The organism is Sinomonas mesophila (genome assembly GCF_001999765.1).
Lineage (GTDB): Bacteria > Actinomycetota > Actinomycetes > Actinomycetales > Micrococcaceae > Sinomonas > Sinomonas mesophila.
The window spans coordinates 329,488-349,919 of sequence record NZ_KV908322.1 but is presented as its reverse complement, the minus strand read 5'-3'; the positions used below and the strand labels follow the sequence as shown (position 1 = coordinate 349,919).

Below are 20,432 nucleotides of genomic sequence, written 5' to 3'. Positions count from 1 at the left end.
GCCTTCTGCTACCGTCGGGCGCACTGGCCCTGCCGAATCTCTTCAGGAGGGGGCGCGCCGGACGTGCCAGACGGTCATCAAGCCTAGCACGTAAAGGGCGCGGCCCCCGCCGGATCATGTCCCGCGGACGATCCCCCGCAGCCGCTCGAGCCGGGACCCGATCTCGCGCTCGGCGCCGTTGCCCGTCGGCACGTAGTAGTCCTTGCCCACGAGGTCGTCCGGCGGGTACTGCTGGGTCGCGACGGAGTGCGGCGCGTCATGGGAGTACGTGTAGCCCTTCCCGTGCCCGAGCCGCTGGGCACCCGCGTAATGGGCATCACGCAGGTGGGCGGGGATCCCCGTGCCGAGCCCCGCGCGGACGTCCGCGATCGCGGCGTTGATGCCCATGTAGGCGGCGTTGGACTTGGGCGCCGTGGCCAGGTGGACGACGGCCTCGGCCAGGACGATCCGGCCCTCCGGCATGCCGATGAGCTGGACGGCCTGCGCCGCTGCGACGGCCGTCTGGAGGGCCGTGGGATCGGCCATGCCGATGTCCTCCGAGGCGGAGATGATGAGCCGCCGCGCGATGAAACGCGGATCCTCCCCGGCCTCGACCATGCGCGCGAGGTAGTGCAGCGATGCGTCGACGTCGGAGCCCCTGATCGACTTGATGAACGCGCTGATGACGTCGTAGTGCATGTCCCCGGCGCGGTCGTAGCGCACGGCGTGGGAGTCCACGGCCTTCTCGCTGTGCCGCAGCTCGACCGTGACCGGCCCGCGCGCCTGGGCCTCATCGACCGTCGCATCGGCCCGTTCTCCCGGCTCCCCGAGGGCGACGGCGGCGGCCGCCTCGAGCGCCGTGAGGGCGCGCCGCGCGTCCCCGCCGGCGAGGCGCACGAGGTGATCCGCGGCGTCGTCCGCGAGCACGACGGCGCCGCCCAGCCCCCGCGGGTCGGTCACCGCGCGCTCGATGAGTCCGCGGATGTCCCCGTCGGTGAGGGGCTTGAGCGTGAGCAGGAGCGAGCGCGAGAGCAGCGGCGAGACGACGGAGAACGAGGGGTTCTCGGTGGTCGCGGCGACGAGCACGACCCATCGGTTCTCGACCCCCGGCAGGAGCGCGTCCTGCTGGGCCTTCGTGAAGCGGTGGATCTCGTCGAGGAACAGCACTGTCGTGGTGCGGTGCAGGTCCCGGGCGGTGAGGGCCTCGTCCATGACCCGGCGCACGTCCTTGACGCCGGCGGTGACCGCAGAGAGCTCGACGAACTTCCGCCCCGGTCCGCGGGCGATCACGTGCGCGAGCGTCGTCTTGCCCGTCCCGGGCGGGCCCCACAGGATCACGGAGCTGGGTCCCGTCACCGACGAGGCGCCGGGCGCGCCCGCCGCGAGCTGGCGCAGCGGCGACCCTGTGCCGAGCAGGTGCTGCTGCCCCACGACCTCGTCGAGGCTGCGGGGGCGCATGCGCACGGCGAGCGGGCCCCGCTGCGCCGCGCGGGCGGACGACGGCGACTCCTCCGCTGCGTCGTCGTCGTCCCCGAATCCGAACAGATCTTCCATCGCCTCTACGCTACCGCGCGCCGCCGACACTCTTCGTCCCGCCGCCGCAGGGCGGACCGCGGTTATCCACAGGCAGGACCAGATGCCGAGCGCGCGGCCCTGCCGCCGGGCTAGGGTCACGGCGTCGGGACATGGCGCCCGGCGCACCTGTGACTTACGGGGGAAACCATGTTCCATCGACGACCTGTACGGATTCGGCGCGTACGGACTCGGCGCGGCGGGGCCTCAGCGGCCGCCGTCGTGATCTCCTTCGCGCTCTGCCTCGCGCTGTCCGCGTGCGACGGGGGCGCCGGCCCGACCGTCGCCACCATCGACGCGGCCGGCATCACGACCGAGCGGTCGCAGCAGGCGCTCTCCTATGCCAACGTCTCCTCGCCGGTCGGGCGCGGGGATTCGGTCGCGGTCCTGAGGTGGGTCGCTCCGGCGTCGGGGACAGGACACAAGACCATCTCCCACTCGCGGGATGCCGGGGCCATCTGGACGGATGCCACGATTGACGGACAGGCCGTGACGGACGACGATCTCGAGCGGCTGGCCGTGTCCCCGAAGGGGTGGCTCGCTCTGGGCCGCCCGTCCACGGGACCGCGGGACCGGCTCGTCGTGCGCACGAGCCCCGACGCTGCGGCCTTCACCCGTCAGGGAGACGGCGTGGCGGTGCCCGACGGCGCCGAGTACTTCGTGGCCGGAACGGCCGTCGGCTGGACCATCGTGTTCCAGCAGGGCGAGGAGCCGTGGCAGGCGGCCACGAGCGCGGACGGAGCGGCCTGGACGGTTGCACCGCTGACCCCCGACGGGCTCTCCCCCGAGGACTACGCAGCTGTGGGGATCGACGGGACGTTTTCGGACCTTGTGGCCTCGGACGCAGAGCTCCTGCTTGTTGGCCAGGGAACAATCGATACGTTCGGGCAGAAGACGACAGGCGGGCTCGTGTACCACTCGGGCGACGGCGGCCTCACCTGGAGGAGGAACAGATACCGCTCCGAGACTTCCATCGGCCCGGGCAACTCCGCACCTCAGGCCGCCGCGTGGACGCCACAGGGTCCGGCGACCCTCGGCTGGGGCTGGAAGACCTACGGCAGGACGTACCCCGAAGCCGTCTTCAGGGCTCCCTTGGGCAACGACATGATCCATCCGACGGTAGAGCACGGGCTCAGGGACGGGACATCCCCCTATGCCGGAGACGACGAGCTGGACTTCTCAGAGGGGGTCTACCTCGCGGCCGGGGACCACGGCGCCTCACCCGACATCTGGGCCAGCCTCAAGGTCGGCTCCCCGGGATCCTGGAAGAACGTCAGCCTGCCGGCCGAGGACCCCCACGGCCACAGGTTCGCGAAGGGGAACCTCGCCGTCTCCGGTGGATTCCTGTCCTTCCACGCCCAGTACTCGACCTTGGGCTCCCGGGTCGAGGTCTTCTTCATCGACGCCACCGGCACGGCCTCGCTCCGCTCGACCCTGACCGGGCATCAGGACCTCGCCCCGTCGATCGCCGCCATGACCGCCGTGGACGGGGGCATCGAGGCCCTCGGCTACGCGGGCCGGCAGGCCGCCGTCTTCCGGCGCACCCAGGACCGCACCCTCGGTGCGCCGAGTCTCCTGCCCTCGGAGGAGCCGATCCACTTCACCGGGCTGCGCTCCGGAGCCGCTGGCCGAGTCGCCTTCGGGTGGCGGCAGCTGGCGAACCACGCCCACGCCGTGGCCTGGACGAGCAAGGACGGCCTCGACTGGGTCCGCGGGAGCGAAGCCGTCCTCAGCAGCCGTCCCGCGGACGACTCGCGGATCAGCGACGCCCTCGTGCTCGGCGACCGGTACCTCGTCTCGGGTTGGGCGGAGGACGCGGACGGCGTCGCGAACGGATCGATCGCCGTGACCACGGACGGGGCGTCCTGGACCCAGCTGGCCCCCGAGCCGTTCAGGGGATCCGAGGAGCAGTCCGTGGGTGTCTCCCAGCTCGAAGCCGCCGCGAACGGCGCGATTGTGGCCGCTGGTACCGTCACGGACAAGGACGACCGGACCCAGCTGCGCCTGTGGCGCAGCGCCGACGGGTCGGCCTTCGTCGACATCGCCCCGCCCGCCGGAGCCGAGGGCGCCGAACGGTCCCCCGGGGAGCTGGTCCGTGCCGGGGACACCCTCGTGCTCGCCGTCACGGAGGAACTGCCGGAGCAGCGCCACCGGGTGGTCCTCTACGAGAGCACGGACCACGGCGCGACGTGGACGGCGGCGGCACAGGATGCGCTCGAGGCGGATACGTCGATCGGCCACGATCTCGCCTCCGACGGCGACGAGGCCGTGCTGGTCGCGACGGTGGGAACGACGACCGCATCACACCTGACGGCCCTGCGCCGGCGGGCAGACGGCTCGTGGCGGACCATGGCGCTCGAGAGCGAGGTGCTGCGCTCGGAGCGCACGCGGGCCGCGGACGCCGTTCTGGCAGGGCGCCAGCTGGTCCTCTCGGCGGAGACCGGCACAGGGGTCGAGCGCAGGCCCGTCGTCGTGGAAGTCACCCTTCCTGCAGGGCAGTAGGCACAGCACAGGGGCGGCACCCGCGGGTGCCGCCCCTGTGCGTCGTGCGCGGACGCCCGGAAGAACGCCAGATGCGCGCCGTTCTGGATCAGGCTCCCTGGCCGGCCGCCTCCGCCACGGGCGCCTTGGCCGGAGTGCTCGGCTCCGTGTGCTGCGCCTTCTTCGGCTCTGGCTTCGCGTCGACGCCGGCCTCCTTGCGCTGCAGCGGCGTGATCGGGGCGGGCGCGGCGGTGAGCGGGTCGAAGCCACCGCCGGTCTTCGGGAACGCGATGACCTCGCGGATCGACTCGACGCCCGCCAGGAGTGCGACGACGCGGTCCCAGCCGAACGCGATGCCGCCGTGCGGCGGGGCGCCGTACTTGAAGCCCTCGAGGAGGAAGCCGAACTTCTCCTCGGCCTCCTCGTGGCCGATGCCCATGACCGCGAAGACGCGCTCCTGGACGTCGCGGCGGTGGATACGGATCGAGCCGCCGCCGATCTCGTTGCCGTTGCACACGATGTCGTAGGCGTAGGCGAGGGCGTTCTCGGGGTCCTGGTCGAAGGTGTCGAGGAACTCGGGCTTGGGCGAGGTGAACGCGTGGTGCACGGCGGTCCAGGCCGAGTAGCCGAGCGCGACATCGCCCGCGGCCTTCACCGTGGCGGCCGGCTCGAAGAGGGGCGCGTCGACGATCCACACGAACGCCCAGTCGTTCGGGTCGATGAGGCCCGTGCGGTGGCCGATCTCGACGCGGGCGGCGCCCAGCAGGGCGCGGGCGTCGCCCGTCTCTCCGGCGGCGAAGAAGATGCAGTCCCCGGGCTTGGCGCCCACGGCCTCGGCCAGGCCCGCGCGCTCGGCCTCGGTCAGGTTCTTCGCGACCGGGCCGGCGAGCTCGCCGTCCTCCTTGTACAGGACGTAGGCGAGGCCCTTCGCGCCGCGCTGCTTCGCCCATTCCTGCCACCCGTCGAGCGTGCGGCGCGGCTGGGAGGCGCCGCCCGGCATGACCACGGCGCCCACGTACGGGGCCTTGAACACGCCGAAGGTCGTGTCCTTGAAGTACTCGGTGAGGTCCGTGAGCTCGAGCCCGAAGCGCAGGTCCGGCTTGTCCGAGCCATACTTTGCCATAGCCTCCCAGTACGTCATGCGCCGGATCGGCGTCGGGATCTCGACGTCGATGAGCTTCCACAGCTCCGCGACGATGCGCTCGCCGAGGGCGATGATGTCGTCCTGCTCGACGAAGCTCGCCTCGATGTCCAGCTGCGTGAACTCGGGCTGGCGGTCTGCGCGGAAGTCCTCGTCGCGGTAGCAGCGCGCGATCTGGTAGTACTTCTCGATCCCGCCGACCTGCAGGAGCTGCTTGAACAGCTGCGGGGACTGCGGAAGCGCGTACCACGAACCCGGGGCGAGGCGGGCCGGAACGAGGAAGTCGCGGGCGCCCTCGGGCGTCGATCGGGTCAGGGTCGGGGTCTCGACCTCGGTGAAGCCCTCGGTGTGCAGGAGCTCGCGGGCCACGCGGTTGGCCTCGGAGCGCAGGCGCATCGCCCGGGCCGGCCCGGGCCGGCGCAGGTCGAGGTAGCGGTGCTTGAGGCGCGCCTCCTCGCCGACCTCGACGTGCTCGTCGACCTGGAACGGGAGCGGGTCCGCCGTGTTGAGCAGGGTCACCTTCTCCGCGATGACCTCGATCTCACCCGAGGCGAGGTGCGGGTTCTCGTTGCCCTCGGGGCGGCGCTCGACCGTGCCCTCGACCTGCAGGACGAACTCGTTGCGCAGTCCGTGGAAGACCTCCTCCTCGCGGACCACGATCTGCGAGACGCCCGAGGAGTCGCGCAGGTCCACGAAGGCCACCCCGCCGTGGTCGCGGCGGCGGGCGACCCAGCCGGCCAGGGTGACGGTCTGTCCGATGTGCTCGGGACGGAGGGTCCCGAGGCCGTGTGTGCGCAGCACAGCTATCCCCTTACTAGGATCGTAAGACGGCCCGGATGCGTGGGCGCGAGCCCGGTCGCTGCAGGCCGGAGGTGTTCCCGACGAGTTTACCCGCAGGAGGTCCCATGCCGTCCGCCCCCGGCCTTGAACGTCGCCTCGGCGCGGTCGACGCGACGGCCATCGGCCTGGGCTCGATGCTCGGCGCCGGCGTTTTCGCCGTCTTCGGTCCCGCCGCGCAGCTCGCCGGCCCCTGGCTCATGGCGGCCCTCGTCCTCGCCGCCGCGGTGGCCTACGCGAACGCGGTGGCCTCGGCGGCGCTCGCCGCCAGGTATCCCTCGAGCGGCGGGACGTACGTCTACGGCCGGGAGCGGCTCGGACCGTGGGCGGGCTTCGTCGCGGGCTGGGGCTTCGTCACCGGCAAGAGCGCCTCGTGCGCCGCGATGGCACTCACCTTCGCCCACTACGTCGCGCCCGGCTACGCCGTGCCCGCCGCCGTCGCGGCCGTCCTCGCGCTCACGGGCATCAACCTGGCCGGCATCACGCGGACGGCGTTCGTCACGAAGGTGCTGCTCGCCGTCGTGCTCGCTGTGCTCGGCTTCGCGGCGGCCGTGGGGCTCGCGCGGCCTGTTCCAGGCGCCTTCTCCTCAGCCGCGCACGACGCCGGCCAGCCGGGACCGCTGGGCCTCCTGCCCGCCGCCGGGGTGCTGTTCTTCGCCTTCGCGGGCTACGCCCGGATCGCGACCCTCGGCGAGGAGGTGCGCGACCCCGAGCGGACGATCCCCCGCGCGATCCTCGGCGCCCTCGGCGGCGCTTTCGTCGTGTACGCCGGGCTCACCGGGATCCTCTCGAGCCGGCTCGGACCGCTCCTGGCGGGGTCGTCCGCACCGGTCGCGGACCTCGTCTCCCCCGCCGGCACGTGGGCCGAGGCGATCGTCCGGGCCGGCGCGACGGCCGCATGCCTCGGGGCGCTCCTGGCCCTCGTCGCCGGCGTCGGGCGAACGGCCCTCGCGATGGCGCGCGAGGGCGACCTCCCCCGGGGTCTCGCCCGCATCGGCGGCGCGCACAGCGTCCCGTGGGCGGCCGAGCTCGCGGTGTGCGCCGTCGTCGTGCTCCTGGTCCTGACCGGGAGCGTGCTGACGGTGGTCGGGTTCTCGAGCTTCGGCGTGCTCGTGTACTACGCAGTCGCCAACGCGTCGGCGTTCACGCTCACGCGTGCGGAGCGGCCGCGCTACGCGCCGCGCTGGCTCAACGCCGCCGGCGCGGCCGGGTGCCTCGTGCTCGCCTTCACGCTCCCGTGGCAGTCCGCGGCCGTCATGGCAGGGGTGCTCGCCGCGGGCGTGGCCGGGCGCGCGGCTGTGGTCAGCGCACGACGGCGCCGCGCCGGCTGACGCTGTCGCCGCACCGGCTGACGCTGTCGCCGCACCGGCTGACGCTGTCGCCGCACCGGCTGACACTGTCGCCGCACCGGCTGACACTGTCGCCGCGCCGGCTGACGCCTACTCGGCGGCGGCCGCCGGGAGGACCTGCGGAACAAGGTCCGCCGCCGGCGGCATCCAGCTCGCAGGGTCCGCGGGGACCTGCTCGCCGGAGCGGATGTCCTTGACCTCGTGTCGCCCGTCCTCGTGCGTGAACCACACGAACGGGATGCCGCGGCGGTCCGCGTACTTGATCTGCTTGCCGAACTTCTCCGCCTTCGCCGCGACCTCGACCGCGATCCCGCGGGAGCGCAGCTGCCGGGCGACGCCCTGCGCGGCGGTCCACGACTCGTCGTCGACGAGGGTCACGAGCACGGCGGTGGGCACCGAGCGGCTCGCCGTGGCGAGCTCCTGGCTCAGGATGCGGGAGACGAGGCGGGTCACGCCGATCGAGAGGCCCACGCCCGGGAACGTGCGGTTGCCCTTCGTCGCGAGCGCGTCGTAGCGTCCACCCGAGCAGATCGACCCGAGCTGCTCGTGGCCGACGAGGACCGTCTCGTAGACGGTGCCCGTGTAGTAGTCGAGGCCGCGGGCGATGCTCAGATCGGCGACGACCTTGCCCGGCGCCGCCGCCGAGGCCACGGAGATGACCTGCTCGAGCTCGGCGAGGCCCTCCTCGAGCAGCTCGTCCTCGACGCCGAGGGCGCGGACCTGTGCCACGAAGGAGGCATCCTCGGTGCGGATCGAGGCGAGCTCGAGGGCGGCCTTGGCCTGCTCGGGCGTCGCGCCGAGCTCCTCCTGGAGGAGCTCCGCGACGCGCTCGGGCCCGACCTTCTCGAGCTTGTCGATGCTGCGCAGGACGCCCCCGGTGTCGGTCAGGCCGATCCCCCGGTAGAAGCCCTCGGCGAGCTTGCGGTTGTTGACCCGCAGCCGGAACTCGGGGATCGGGAGCGCGGAGAGCGCCTCGGCGATCACGAGGGCGAGCTCGACGTCGTAGCGGAACGGCAGCTGGCCGTCGCCGACGACGTCGATGTCCGCCTGGGTGAACTCGCGCGCCCGCCCCTCCTGGGGGCGCTCTCCGCGCCACACCTTCTGGATCTGGTAGCGGCGGAAGGGGAACGCGAGGTGGCCGGCGTTCTCGACGACGTAGCGCGCGAACGGGACCGTGAGGTCGAAGTGCAGGGCGAGGGCGCCGGCGTCGTCCTTCCGGGCCGCGTCCTCGTCGTCCTGGAGACGGGAGAGGCCGTAGACCTCCTTGTCGATCTCGCCCTTGCGCAGGAGCTGGCCCACCGTCTCGACGGCGCGCGTCTCGATCGACGAGAAGCCATGGAGCTCGAAGGTCCGCCGGAGGGTGTCGAGCACATGGAGCTCCACCAGCCGCTCCTGCGGAAGCCACTCGGGGAATCCGGACAGCGAGGCGGTACGTGCCATGGGTTGAGAGCTCCTTGTGCGTAGACTGACTGCTGCACAAGTTTATGCGGTGGCAGCAGGGAGGGCGGTCGCGTGGCCAGGCGGAACGCGCAGGAGGAACGGCGTCGAGTCCAGCTCATGGAGGCCAAGGCCGCCCTGCGCCGCGACCAGCTGGAGCGCCGACGGCGCGACAACCTCATCGCCTCCGCGGTCACCGTCGGAGCCATCGTGCTCGCGGCGGTCCTCCAGAGCACCGTGTTCGCCTCCAACCCGACGGCCGCCGAGTACGCGGCGGCGCAGGCGGGGCTCGAGACGCCGAGCCCCTCGCCGAGCCCCTCCGTCCCCAACGCGCCCCACATCCCCGCGCCGGACACCGCGGCCGGCAGGACCTTCACGGGCCAGCTCGTGCTCAATGGCCAGCCGCTCGGGATCGAACTGGACGGCAACGCGGCGCCCCAGGCAGCGGCGGTCTTCAAATCCCTCGCCGACGCCGGCACGCTCACAGGGCGGCCCTGCCACCGCCTCACGACCGCCACCTCCTTCGGCGTCCTCCAGTGCGGCGCCCTCGACCTCACGGGAACGCCCGAATCCGACTATTCATGGGGCCCCGTCGAGAACGCGCCGGCCGACGGCGTGTACCCGGCCGGCACGATCGCCGTCGCCCGCAAGGGCAACGACGCGTACAGCAACGGCCAGCAGTTCTTCATCGTCTACCGGGACACGACCATCCCCTCGGACAGCGCGGGCGGCTACAGCGTCGTCGGCCGCGTGACGTCGGGACTCGAGGCCGTCCAGCAGTTCGCCGCGGCGGGAACATCCGCCGGCGAGGACGGGCCGCCCGTGACACCTGTCACGATAGACTCGTTGACGGTGAACTAGATGGTCTGGCAAGCCCGCCAGCCCAAGCACAACCAAGCGAAAGAGTTCTAGCGGTGACCGAAAGTCAGAAATCCGACGACGCCGTGGCCCCCGCGGCCGCACCCGTTCCCTCCCCCGCGGCCTTCGCCGCCAAGCCGAAGCCGGCGGCGCCGTCCGCCCCGGCGTCCGTGCCGGCCCCGCCGGCCGTCTCGCTCGCCGAGGCCTCGAAGTGGGGCCGCGTCGAGGGCGACGGCCATGTGTTCCTGACCATCGACGGTGAGGAGCACCCGGTGGGCCAGTACCCCGGTGTGTCCGCCGAGGAGGCGCTGGCCTACTTCGCCCGCAAGTACGAGGACGTCCTCGCGCAGATCGTCCTGCTCGAGCAGCGCGTGAGCACCCACGCGAACGCGGCCGACGTCCGCAAGGGAGTCGAGCACCTGCGCGCCCAGCTCGCCGAGCGCTCCATGGTCGGCGACCTCCGCTCCGCCGAGGCCCGGCTCGATGCGCTCGAGGCGACCCTCGCCGACGCCGAGGCGCATGAGAAGGAGGCCCACGAGCAGGCCCGCGCCGAGGAGCTCGCGCGCCGCGAGGCCATCGTGGCCGAGGCCGAGCAGATCAGCGGCCAGGATCCCGAGCGGACGCAGTGGAAGATCAGCGGCGCCCGGATGAACGAGCTGTTCGAGGAGTGGAAGACCTCGCAGAAGTCGGGCCTCCGCCTCGGCCGGTCCGCGGAGGACGCCCTCTGGAAGCGCTTCCGCGCCGCGCGCACGCAGTTCGACCGGCACCGCCGGGCCTACTTCTCGCAGCTGGACAGCATGAACGCCCAGGCCAAGGCCGTCAAGGAGAAGCTCATCGAGGAGGCCGAGACGCTCCAGACCTCGCAGGAGTGGGGCTGGGCCGCGGGCGAGTACCGCCGCCTCATGGACGCATGGAAGGCGGCTCCGCGCGCGAGCCGCAAGGAGGACGACGCCCTGTGGGCGCGCTTCCGTGCCGCGCAGAACGTCTTCTTCGAGGCCCGCAAGGCGGCCAACGAGGCCGTCGACCGCGAGTACGAGGCCAACCTCCGCATCAAGGAGCAGCTCCTGGCCGAGGCCCAGCAGATCCTCCCGGTCACGGACCTCGCCGCGGCCAAGCGCGCGCTCCAGTCGATCCGCGACCGCTGGGAGGAGGCCGGCCGGGTGCCGCGCGGCGACATGGGCCGGATCGAGGCCGGGCTGCGCAAGGTCGAGGACGCCGTCACGAACGCCGAGCAGGAGAACTGGCGCCGCACCGACCCGGAGACGAAGGCCCGCACCGACTCGGCCCTGAGCCAGCTTGAGTCCTCGATCGAGGCCCTCGAGGCGGAGATCTCCGAGGCCGAGCAGAAGGGCGACGCCCGCGCCGCATCGAAGGCACGCGAGGCCCTCGAGGCCCGCCGCTCGTGGCTCGACCAGCTCCGGAAGTCCGCGAACGAGCTCGCCTGAGCCACCGCCGGCTGCCACCGCATCCACCGGGCCCCGCGCCGCACTCCCCGAGTGCGCCGCGGGGCCCGCGCGTTGTCCACAGGTGCGCCGGCGGGCCTGCGGGGCCCCGCCGCGAGCGGGCATGATGTCCCCATGCCCAGCGCCCAGCAACCGCTCCACGTCCCCGGCGGGACGCCGGTGCTGCTCGCTGGCCTGCCCTTCACCGCCGTCGAGCTCCAGGCCATGGAGGCGGACGGCCTCCTGCGGCGCAGCGTGGGCGACGCCTACGTCCCGGCCCGTGCCGCCGACGGGCCAGATCTCCGCGCCCGTACGCTGGCCGTCCTCCTGCCCGACCGGGTCCGGGCGCGCGCCGTCGCGGGGCGCCTGACGGCGGCATGGGTCTTCGGGTGCGCTCCCGCGCCCGAGGCGCCGGTCATGCTCGTCGAGAGCTCGCACCGCATCTCGCGCCTGCGCTCCACGAGCCGGCTGCTCGTGCACGAAGTCAGCTTCGGGCCGTTCGATGTGATCGAGCTCGCGGGGCTCCAGGTCACCGCGCCGCTGCGCACCGCCGTCGACCTCGCGGTGCACGGCGAGGACCGGCACGCCGTCCCGGCCCTGCGCAGGATGCTCGCCCAGCCCGGACTCGGGCTGACGCTGGGCCTCGTGGCGAGGGCGCTCGAGGCCCTCCCCCGGCAGCCCCACAAGGAGCGCGCACGGCGGACCCTCGCGCGCCTGCGCGCGGGCTAGGGCAGTGCCTCCCCGCGAGACCGGTCCTAGCCTGCGAGACCGGTGCTGTCGGGACCGGTCTCGCGGGGAGCCGCCGGTCTCACGTTCGTGGGCCGCGAGACCGGGGCGCTGGTGCGCCGTGGGGTCGAGGGTGGGCCCGACTCCGCGGCCGGTCAGCCGCGGCGCCGATTGCCGGTGGTCCGGTAGACGTCGAAGACCCCGTCGATCCGGCGCACGGCGCTCAGGACATGGCTGAGGTACTTCGGATCGCCCATCTCGAAGGCGAACCGGGAGATGGCCAGGCGGTCGGTCGAGGTGTGCACGTGCGCCGAGAGGATGTTGACGTGGTTGTCCGAGAGGACGCGCGTGACGTCGGAGAGGAGGCTCTTGCGGTCGAGGGCCTCGACCTGGATCTCGACGAGGAACACGCTCGACTGCGTCGGGGCCCAGTCGACGTCGACGATGCGGTCAGGCTCGGCCTTCAGGCCCGCGACGTTCGTGCAGTCGGAGCGGTGCACCGACACGCCGGAGCCACGCGTGACGAAGCCCATGATCGGGTCCGGCGGGACAGGCGTGCAGCAGCGGGCCAGCTTGACCCACACGTCGCCGACCCCGCGCACGATCACGCCGGAGTTCGAGTAGCGCGGCGGGATGCTCCCCTTGGTCGGCGCGATCGTCTCGGCGATGTCCTCGGCGGCCCCCGCGGCGCCCCCGAGGCTGTCGACGAGCTTCTCGACGACGGACTGGGCCGACGCGTGCCCGTCGCCGATCCCGGCGTAGAGGCCTGCGATGTCCTGGTAGCGGAACTCCTGGGCGACGGAGAGGAGCGCGTCGTGGCTCAGGAGCCGCTGCAGCGGGAGGTTCTGCTTGCGCATCGCGCGCGTGAGCAGCTCCTTGCCCTTGTCGATGGCCTCCTCGCGGCGCTCCTTCGTGAACCATTGGCGGATCTTGTTCCGCGCCCGGGCGCTCTTGACGAAGTGCTGCCAGTCCTGGCTGGGCCCCGCGCCCTCGGCCTTGGAGGTGAAGATCTCGACCCAGTCGCCGTGGTTGAGCTCGCTGTTGAGCGGCACGAGCTTGCCGTTGACGCGCGCGCCGATCGTCCGGTGCCCCACCTCGGTGTGGACCGCGTAGGCGAAGTCGACGGGGGTCGAGCCGGCGGGCAGGGCCATGACCTCGCCCTTCGGCGTGAAGACGAAGACCTCCCGGGCGTTGATCTCGAACCGGAGCGAGTCGAGGAACTCCCCCGGGTCCGAGGTCTCCTGCTGCCAGTCGACGAGCGAGCGGAGCCAGCCCATTTCGGAGGCCTTGCCGCTCGGGATGTGGCTCTGGGCCTGCGGCTGGTCCTTGTACTTCCAGTGCGCCGCCACGCCGTACTCGGCCCGGCGGTGCATGTCGTGGGTCCGGATCTGAATCTCGACAGGCCTGCCGCTGGGCCCGATCACCGTCGTGTGCAGCGACTGGTACATGTTGAACTTGGGCATCGCGATGTAGTCCTTGAACCGGCCCGGGAGCGGGTTCCACCGCGCGTGCAGCGTCCCGAGGGCGGCGTAGCAGTCGCGGACGGAGTCCACGAGCACGCGCACGCCCATGAGGTCGTTGATGTCGTCGAACTCCTTCTGGCGGACGATCATCTTCTGGTAGATCGAGTAGTAGTGCTTGGGCCGGCCCGTGATCTCGGCCTTGATCTTGGCGGCGCGCAGGTCGTCGGCGATCTGGGCGCGGACCACGGAGAGCTGCTTCTCGCGCTCGGGGGTGCGCGCCCCGACCATGCGCACGATCTCCTCGTACACCTTCGGGTACAGGGCAGCGAACGAGAGGTCCTCGAGCTCCCACTTGATGGTGTTCATGCCGAGGCGGTGGGCGAGGGGGGCGAAGATCTCGAGGGTCTCGCGCGCCTTGCGCGCGGAGGACTCCGGCGAGACGAAGCGCCACGTGCGCGCGTTGTGCAGGCGGTCGGCGAGCTTGATCACGAGGACCCGGATGTCCTTGGCCATGGCCACGACCATCTTGCGCACGGTCTCCGACTGTGCGGCGTCCCCGAACTGGACCTTGTCGAGCTTGGTCACGCCGTCGACGAGCATGGCCACCTCGGGCCCGAAGTCCCGGCGGAGGTCCTCGAGGGTGTACGGGGTGTCCTCGACCGTGTCGTGCAGGAGCGCCGCGGCGAGCGTCGTTCCCGTCATGCCCAGCTCGGCGAGGATCGTCGCGACCGCGACGGGATGCGTGATGTACGGGTCGCCGCTCTTGCGCTTCTGGCCCTGGTGGCTCCGCTCGGCAACCTCGTAGGCCCGGCGGATGAGGTCGAAGTCCTCGCGCGGGTTGTTGGCCCGCACCGTGCGCAGGAGCGGCTCGAGGATGGGCGAGTGAGCGCTCGGCCCCCGCCCCGTGAGCCGGGCGAGCCGCGAGAAGGTCCAGTCCCGCCGGCCCAGGGCGGGCCGCTCGAGCAGGCTGTTGCCGCCCGGAGGCGTCTCAGGCGCTGAGTCGGCCCCAGAGGTTGTCGCGGCGGGGGATGCGGTGCGCGCGGACGACGACGGGCCCGGGCGGCCGCTCTGGGCGGCGCTGGGGCCCCCGGGCTGGGCCGGGGACGACGTCGGACGCTCGACCACTGATGGCACCTCCACTACCTACGATGGGATGCCCTCAGTGTATGCCCGAGAACGGGGCTCACACGCTCGCGGCCGCCGTCGTCCGCCGCGAGCGGACCCGCTCGGCCTGCTTGACGAGCTCGGGCTCCCGCTCGCGCAGCCAGGCGTACATCGGCGCGGCGATGAAGATCGTCGCGGCCGTGCCGATGAGGATGCCCACGAAGAGCGCGAGGGACAGGTCCCGCAGCGTGCCGGCGCCGAGGAGGCCGGCGCCGATGAAGAGGATCGCCGCGACCGGCAGGACGGCGACCATCATCGTGTTGATCGACCGCACGAGGGTCTGGTTGACCGCGAGGTTGACCTCCTCCGCGTAGGTCCGCCGCGTCGAGGTGGAGATGTCGGCGGTGTTCTCGCGGATCTTGTCGAAGACCACGACGGTGTCGTAGAGCGAGTAGCTCAGGATCGTGAGGAAGCCGATGATGGCCGACGGCGTGACCTCGAACCCGCTCGCGGCGTAGACGCCGCCGGTGATCACCATGGTGACGAACATGCCCGTGAGGGCCGAGAGGGACATCTTCCAGGTCCGGAAGTACAGGGCCATGAGCACGGCCGCGAGGAGCACGAACACGACGAAGCCGATCATGGCCTGCTGCGTGACGTCGGCGCCCCACGTCGGACCGACGAAGGACGAGGTCACATTCTCCTCGCCGACCCCGTAGGAGGTGGCGAGGTTGGCCTTGACCTCGAGCGTCTCGTCGTCGGTGAGCTGGTCCGTCTGGATGCGCATGGTGCCCGGGGCGATGTTGGCCACGCGGGGGGCGTTGCCCGGCGCGACGGCGTCGACGGCCTGCTCCCCGAGGCCCGGGTCGGTGTCGGGGACCTGGGAGACGCGGAACTCGCTGCCGCCGCGGAACTCGATGCCGAGGTTGAACCCGCCCGTGAACACGGGGATGAGGATCGACACGAGCACGAGGGCACCCGCGATGGCGAACCAGAGGCGCTTGTGCGGCCCAACGAAGTCGTAGGAGCGCTTGCCCGTGTAGAGCTCGTTGCCGAAGCGCGCGAAGAAGGTGGACATCAGTTCTGCTCCTCGTTCCGCTCGGAGGTTCGCCCGCCTCGCCCGGAGGCGGAGGACATCTCCGACTGCCTCTGGGCCTCGGCGGCGCGGCGCTCGGCGATGGTCATGCGGCGGCCGGCCTCGCGCGCGGCGGCGGCGTTCTTCGGCTTGAGGGTGCCCTTGGCGGCCTCGGACGCGTCGCGCAGCCTGCCCGCGCCGCGGTACAGCGGCACGGCGCCGAGGCGCTCGGGGTCGAGGCCGGAGAAGCGGTGGCCCTCGCCGAAGAACCGCGTGCGCGCGAGCAGCTGCAGGGTCGGGTGCGTGAAGATGAACACGACCATGAGGTCAGCGATTGCGGTGAGGCCAAGCGTGAACGCGAAGCCGCGCACGTTGCCGACGGCGACGAAGTAGAGCACGACGGCCGCGAGCAGGTTGACGGCCTTCGACGCGAGCACTGTGCGCTTGGCCCGCTTCCAGCCGTTCTCGACGGCGGAGACAAGGCCGCGCCCCTCGCGGAGCTCGTCGCGGATGCGCTCGAAGTAGACGATGAACGAGTCCGCGGTCTGGCCGATGGCCACGATGAGGCCCGCCACGCCGGCGAGGGAGAGCCGGTAGTTCTCGGTCCAGCCCAGGATCGCGATCGCGAGGTAGGTCAGGGCGCCGGCGACGACGAGCGAGGCGATCGTGACGAAGCCGAGGGCCCGGTACTGGAACAGCGAGTAGACGATCACGAGGAGGAGGCCGATCCCGCCCGCGAGGAGGCCCATGCGCAGCTGCTCGCCGCCGAGGGTCGCGGAGATCTGCTCCTCGCTCTGGATGTCGAAGCTGATCGGCAGGGCGCCGTAGCGCAGCTGGTCGGAGAGCGTCTTGGCCGTGGCCTCGGTGAAGCTTCCCGTGATTTGCGGGCGGCCGTCGGTGATGACCGCGAGGGAGCGCGGCGCGGAGATGACCTTGTCGTCGAGGACGATCGCGAACTGGGCGCGGACGTCGTTCGGGTCCGCGACGTAGAACCCGTTGAGCCGCTGCGTGACCGCCTTGAACTTCTCCGTGCCGGCGTCGTTGAACTGGATGTTGACGGCCCACTCGTTGGTCACGGCGCCCTGCCGGCCCTGCTGGAGCTGGAACGTCGAGCCGGCGATGTCCGTGCCGACGACCTCGACCGGGCCCAGGATGTACTTGATGGGGCCGCCGATGTCGCTCCCGGCTTCGCATGTCACGAGCGGCTTCGCCGGATCGGAGCGCTGGGTGGTCTCGGGCAGCGCGCCCGAGCAGTCCAGCGCCTCGAACTGGCGGTAGACCTCGGCCGTGATCCAGTTCTGGTCGCTGGCGTCCGCGGGGGCCGCCGTCGGCTGCGGGAGCTGCTCCTCGGGGGCCCGCTGGTCCTCCGGCACGGCCCCGGGGTTGCCGGCGACAAGCACGGGGCGGAAGTTCATGTCGGCCGAGGCCTGGATGAGCTGGCGCGTCTCGGCGGACGGCGTGCCCGGGAGGCTCACGACGACGTTGCGCCCGGACTGGGTGCTGATCTCGGCCTCGGCGACGCCGGAGCCGTCGACGCGCTGGCGGATGATCTCCACCGCCTGGTCGAGCTGCTCCTGGCTGATCTGCGAGCCGCCCGAGACCTTGGGCGCGAGGATCATCTGCGTTCCGCCCTCGAGGTCGAGCGCGAGCTTGGGCGCCCACGAGGCCTGCCCCGCGAGGTTTCCGCCGGCGAGGACGCCGGTGAGCGCGATGAGGATGACGCCGAGCCAGAGGAGCGTCTTGAGTCCCGGCCTCGTGCGGGATCGTGCCATGGTGGTCCTTCGTCTCGTGGGCGCGGCGCCCGGAAGCGGCCCGCGGGCAATTCGCGTCGCGGCCGCCCGGGACGGTTCCCGGGCGGCGCGTCGGATGGCTACTTCTGGTTCTTGTCCTCGCCGTCGAGGCGCTTGAGCGTCTCCTCGGGCGTCTCGGAGGCCTGCTCCTGCGGGGTGCCGGCATCCGCGGCGGGCTTGCCGAGACCGAGGGGCCCGGACGGGCCAGACACTGACGGGCCGGCCTCCGGCGCCTCTGCCGGGGCGGCGGCATCCTCGGCCGCGGGGGCGCCGGGCTCGACGGCGGCCGGCTCGACGACCTTGGTCACGGCCTGGCGGTGCACCGTGGCGTTGTTGCCGGGGCTCAGCTCGAGGACGATCTTGTTCTCGGCGTCGTCGATCTCGACGATCCGCCCGTAGAGGCCGAAGCTCGTCATGACCTCGACACCGGGGCCGAACTTCGACTGCATCTCGGCCTGCTGCTGCTGGGCCTTCTTGTTCCGGCGGAACATCGAGAAGATGAAGAAGGCGAAGACGGCCAGCAGGAGGATGGTCATCAAGTCCATGTGAGGTCCAATCTGTCGACAAGGCCCGGGCGGCGTGGCCGCCTGCGGGCACAGCATAGTGGCCCCCGCCGCGGCGGGAGGCGTGTACACAGTCTAAGCGCACGGGCTTGGCGCGACGCTCAGAGAGCGGCGTCGGAGGCGTCCTCCGGGCCCTCCTCCGAGCCCGGCCCGAAGAGGGTTGCGCTGTCCGCGAACGGGGCGGCCGCGGGGACCGGCAGGCCGAGGTGCGCGTAGGCGAGCGGCGTCGCGATCCGGCCCCGCGGCGTGCGGCCCACGAGCCCCTCGCGCACGAGGTACGGTTCGGCGACCGTCTCGACCGTCTCGGGCTCCTCGCCGACGGCGATCGCGAGCGTCGAGAGGCCGACAGGCCCGCCGCCGAACTTCGTCGCGAGGGCCGTGAGCACCGAGCGGTCGAGCCGGTCCAGGCCCTTCGCGTCGACCTCGTACATGTCCAGCGCCGCGGCGGCCGAGCGCGCGTCGATCTCGGCGATCCCGTGCACGAGGGCCCAGTCGCGGACGCGGCGCAGGAGGCGGTTGGCGATGCGCGGCGTCCCCCGCGACCTTCCGGCGACCTCCGCGAAGCCGGCCGAGGTGACCCGGAGGTCGAGCAGGCCCGCCGAGCGGCGGAGCACGAGCTCGAGCTCCTCGACCGAGTAGAACTCGAGGTGTCCCGTGAAGCCGAACCGGTCGCGCAGCGGGCCGGGCAGGAGCCCGGCCCTCGTCGTCGCGCCCACGAGGGTGAACGGCGGCAGCTCGAGCGGGATCGCCGTCGCGCCCGCCCCCTTGCCCACGACGATGTCGACCCGGAAGTCCTCCATCGCCATGTAGAGCATCTCCTCGGCGGGGCGCGACATGCGGTGGATCTCGTCGAGGAAGAGCACCTCGCCCTCCGTGAGCGAGGACAGGATCGCGGCGAGATCGCCCGCGTGCTGGATGGCCGGGCCGGAGGAGATGCGCAGCGGGGCGTTCATCTCCGCCGCGATGATCATGGACAGCGTCGTCTTGCCCAGGCCGGGCGGGCCGGACAGGAGCACGTGGTCGGCCGTGCGGCCCCGCAGCCGGCTCGCCTCGAGCACGAGCGAGAGCTGCCGGCGCACGCGCGCCTGGCCGACGAACTCGTCGAGGAACTTGGGCCGGAGGGCGGCCTCGATGACCCGCTCCTCGGGCTCCTCCCCGCTCGAGACGAGGGACGCCTCAGCCACGGGCCCCCGCCTTCACGCCCGGCCGGGTTCCCTGGCCGAGCCAGCGCAGCGTGGCACGGAGGATCTCGGGCACGCTGCCCGTCTCGGCGAGCTCCGGCTGGTCCGCCAGGGCCCGGTCGATGTTCGCCGCGGCGTCCTTCTCGCTCCAGCCGAGCGACGCCATCGCCTCAATGACCTGCGCCTTCCACGCCCCGTCGCCGGCGGCCGCGGGCGACTCGGGCGCAGGTTCCCCGGGCGCGCCGAGGGGCACAAGCTTGCCCTTGAGCTCGAGGACGAGGCGCGCGGCGACCTTGGGCCCGATCCCCGGGACCTTCGTGAATGCCTTGGCGTCCTCCGAATGCGCCGCGATGCGGACCGCCTCGGGGCTGTGCACCGCGAGCACGGCCAGCGCGAGCCGAGGCCCGACGCCCGAGACTCCGAGCAGGACCTCGAACACCTCGCGTGCGCCGGGGTCCGCGAACCCGAAGAGCGTGAGCGAGTCCTCGCGTACCACGAGGTACGTGTGCACGGTCGCCTCGGCCCCCTCGCGCAGTCCGCCGAGGGTTTGGGGCGTGGCCCAGAACGCCATGCCGACGCCGTTCACATCGATCACCGCCGAGGACAGGCCCACCTGGGCCACGGGGCCGCGGAGGAAGCTGATCACGAGAACTCCTTGCCGCCCGCGGCGCTGCCGCGGAACGCTTGTCACCCGAACATATCTACGAGAACTCTAGCGGCCGACGGCGGGGGCTCGGCTCATCTGCCGCGGCGCGCCTTGGCCTCTGCCCGCTCTTCCCGCCGCCCTGATCCCGCTCGCCTACCTGCCGCGCCTCGCCTTGGCCTCGGCTTCCTGCCATGCCCTCTGCGCCGGCGTCAGCGCCGTCGCCGTCATCGCCGTCGTGCGCCCGACGGCGGACGGCGAGCCGGGCGCGCTCCCCCGCCACGCATGCGCGAGGGCGAGCGCGAGGGCGTCGGCGGCGTCGGCCGGGCGCGGCGGCGTGTCGAGCCGCAGGATCTTGGTGACCATGCGCGTCACGGCCGCCTTGTCCGCCCGGCCGCTCCCGGTCACGGCGGCCTTGACCTCGGACGGCGTGTGCAGCGCGACCGGGATCCCGCGCCGGGCCGCTGCCGCGATGATGATCCCAGAGGCCTGGGCGACGCCCATGACAGTGCTCACGTTGAGCTGGGAGAAGACCCGCTCGACGGCGACGACCCCCGGGGAGTAGCGGTCGAGCCACTCCTCCATGGCGCTCGCGATCGCGAGCAGGCGCGCGTCGAGGGGCTGCTGGGCGTCCGTCCCCACGACGCCGACGCCGACGAGGGTCGCCGTGCGGTCGCGCTGGATGTCCACGACCCCGAGCCCGCAGCGCGTGAGGCCCGGGTCCACGCCCAGCACGCGCAGGGGGGACCCGGGCCTCGCACGGGTGCCGTCGGCGGCAGAGCCGGCCACGC

General features: G+C 72.3%; 15 protein-coding genes. 5 read left to right on the top strand and 10 right to left on the bottom strand.

Going from position 1 to position 20,432, the window contains the following annotated elements:
• Window positions 1-114 precede the first annotated feature (114 nt).
• A complete protein-coding gene (locus BV907_RS01420) occupies window positions 115-1,533 on the bottom strand; it encodes a replication-associated recombination protein A (protein WP_077487854.1) in 1,419 nt (472 codons plus the stop codon).
• A gap of 240 nt (window positions 1,534-1,773) precedes the next feature.
• On the opposite strand from BV907_RS01420, the gene BV907_RS01415 reads away from it, so the two are divergent.
• Complete coding sequence (locus BV907_RS01415; RefSeq protein WP_077487853.1) at window positions 1,774-4,053, top strand: hypothetical protein; 2,280 nt, start codon at window positions 1,774-1,776, stop codon at window positions 4,051-4,053.
• An 88-nt stretch (window positions 4,054-4,141) separates the two neighbouring features.
• Here BV907_RS01415 and aspS read toward each other — a convergent pair whose 3' ends face one another.
• The gene (aspS, locus tag BV907_RS01410; protein WP_077487852.1) at window positions 4,142-5,974 is read right to left on the bottom strand and encodes an aspartate--tRNA ligase; all 1,833 of its coding nucleotides are present in this window, start codon (window positions 5,972-5,974) and stop codon (window positions 4,142-4,144) included.
• A 104-nt stretch (window positions 5,975-6,078) separates the two neighbouring features.
• Between aspS and BV907_RS01405 the strand changes: the two genes are divergently transcribed.
• A complete protein-coding gene (locus BV907_RS01405; RefSeq protein WP_077487851.1) occupies window positions 6,079-7,341 on the top strand; it encodes an APC family permease in 1,263 nt (420 codons plus the stop codon).
• A 108-nt stretch (window positions 7,342-7,449) separates the two neighbouring features.
• On the opposite strand, the gene hisS is transcribed toward BV907_RS01405, so the two are convergent.
• The gene (gene hisS, locus BV907_RS01400; RefSeq protein WP_077487850.1) at window positions 7,450-8,799 is read right to left on the bottom strand and encodes a histidine--tRNA ligase; all 1,350 of its coding nucleotides are present in this window, start codon (window positions 8,797-8,799) and stop codon (window positions 7,450-7,452) included.
• Window positions 8,800-8,916: 117 nt separating this feature from the next.
• Here hisS and BV907_RS01395 point away from each other — a divergent pair, with 117 nt between their 5' ends.
• From BV907_RS01395 to BV907_RS18645, 3 genes are all read left to right on the top strand, one after another.
• Window positions 8,917-9,657: a peptidylprolyl isomerase gene (locus BV907_RS01395; RefSeq protein WP_077487849.1), complete on the top strand. Its 741-nt coding sequence runs from the start codon at window positions 8,917-8,919 to the stop codon at window positions 9,655-9,657.
• A gap of 5 nt (window positions 9,658-9,662) precedes the next feature.
• Window positions 9,663-11,099, top strand: a complete 1,437-nt coding sequence (locus BV907_RS01390) for a DUF349 domain-containing protein (protein ID WP_425441590.1) — start codon at window positions 9,663-9,665, stop codon at window positions 11,097-11,099.
• A 132-nt stretch (window positions 11,100-11,231) separates the two neighbouring features.
• Window positions 11,232-11,825, top strand: a complete 594-nt coding sequence (locus tag BV907_RS18645; RefSeq protein ID WP_077487848.1) for a hypothetical protein — start codon at window positions 11,232-11,234, stop codon at window positions 11,823-11,825.
• A gap of 152 nt (window positions 11,826-11,977) precedes the next feature.
• Here BV907_RS18645 and BV907_RS01380 read toward each other — a convergent pair whose 3' ends face one another.
• The 7 genes from BV907_RS01380 to ruvC form a co-directional block, all read right to left on the bottom strand.
• The gene (locus BV907_RS01380; RefSeq protein ID WP_077487973.1) at window positions 11,978-14,251 is read right to left on the bottom strand and encodes a RelA/SpoT family protein; all 2,274 of its coding nucleotides are present in this window, start codon (window positions 14,249-14,251) and stop codon (window positions 11,978-11,980) included.
• 217 nt (window positions 14,252-14,468) lie between these two features.
• Window positions 14,469-15,467 carry a protein translocase subunit SecF gene (gene secF / locus BV907_RS01375; RefSeq protein WP_077487847.1) on the bottom strand — a complete coding sequence of 333 codons (999 nt, stop codon included), beginning with the start codon at window positions 15,465-15,467 and terminating at the stop codon, window positions 14,469-14,471.
• Entirely contained in the window at window positions 15,467-17,236 is a 1,770-nt protein-coding gene (gene secD, locus BV907_RS01370) for a protein translocase subunit SecD (RefSeq protein WP_077487846.1), read from the bottom strand. The genes secF and secD overlap by 1 nt, the downstream gene beginning before the upstream one ends.
• A gap of 98 nt (window positions 17,237-17,334) precedes the next feature.
• Window positions 17,335-17,790 (bottom strand): preprotein translocase subunit YajC, encoded by a 456-nt coding sequence (gene yajC / locus BV907_RS01365; protein WP_077487972.1) that lies wholly within the window; start codon window positions 17,788-17,790, stop codon window positions 17,335-17,337.
• A gap of 128 nt (window positions 17,791-17,918) precedes the next feature.
• Entirely contained in the window at window positions 17,919-19,001 is a 1,083-nt protein-coding gene (ruvB, locus tag BV907_RS01360; RefSeq protein WP_077487845.1) for a Holliday junction branch migration DNA helicase RuvB, read from the bottom strand.
• Window positions 18,994-19,644: a Holliday junction branch migration protein RuvA gene (gene ruvA / locus BV907_RS01355; RefSeq protein WP_077487844.1), complete on the bottom strand. Its 651-nt coding sequence runs from the start codon at window positions 19,642-19,644 to the stop codon at window positions 18,994-18,996. The genes ruvB and ruvA overlap by 8 nt, the downstream gene beginning before the upstream one ends.
• A gap of 153 nt (window positions 19,645-19,797) precedes the next feature.
• On the bottom strand, window positions 19,798-20,430 hold the full coding sequence (gene ruvC / locus BV907_RS01350; RefSeq protein ID WP_425441585.1) for a crossover junction endodeoxyribonuclease RuvC: 633 nt from the start codon (window positions 20,428-20,430) through the stop codon (window positions 19,798-19,800).
• Window positions 20,431-20,432: the final 2 nt, after the last annotated feature.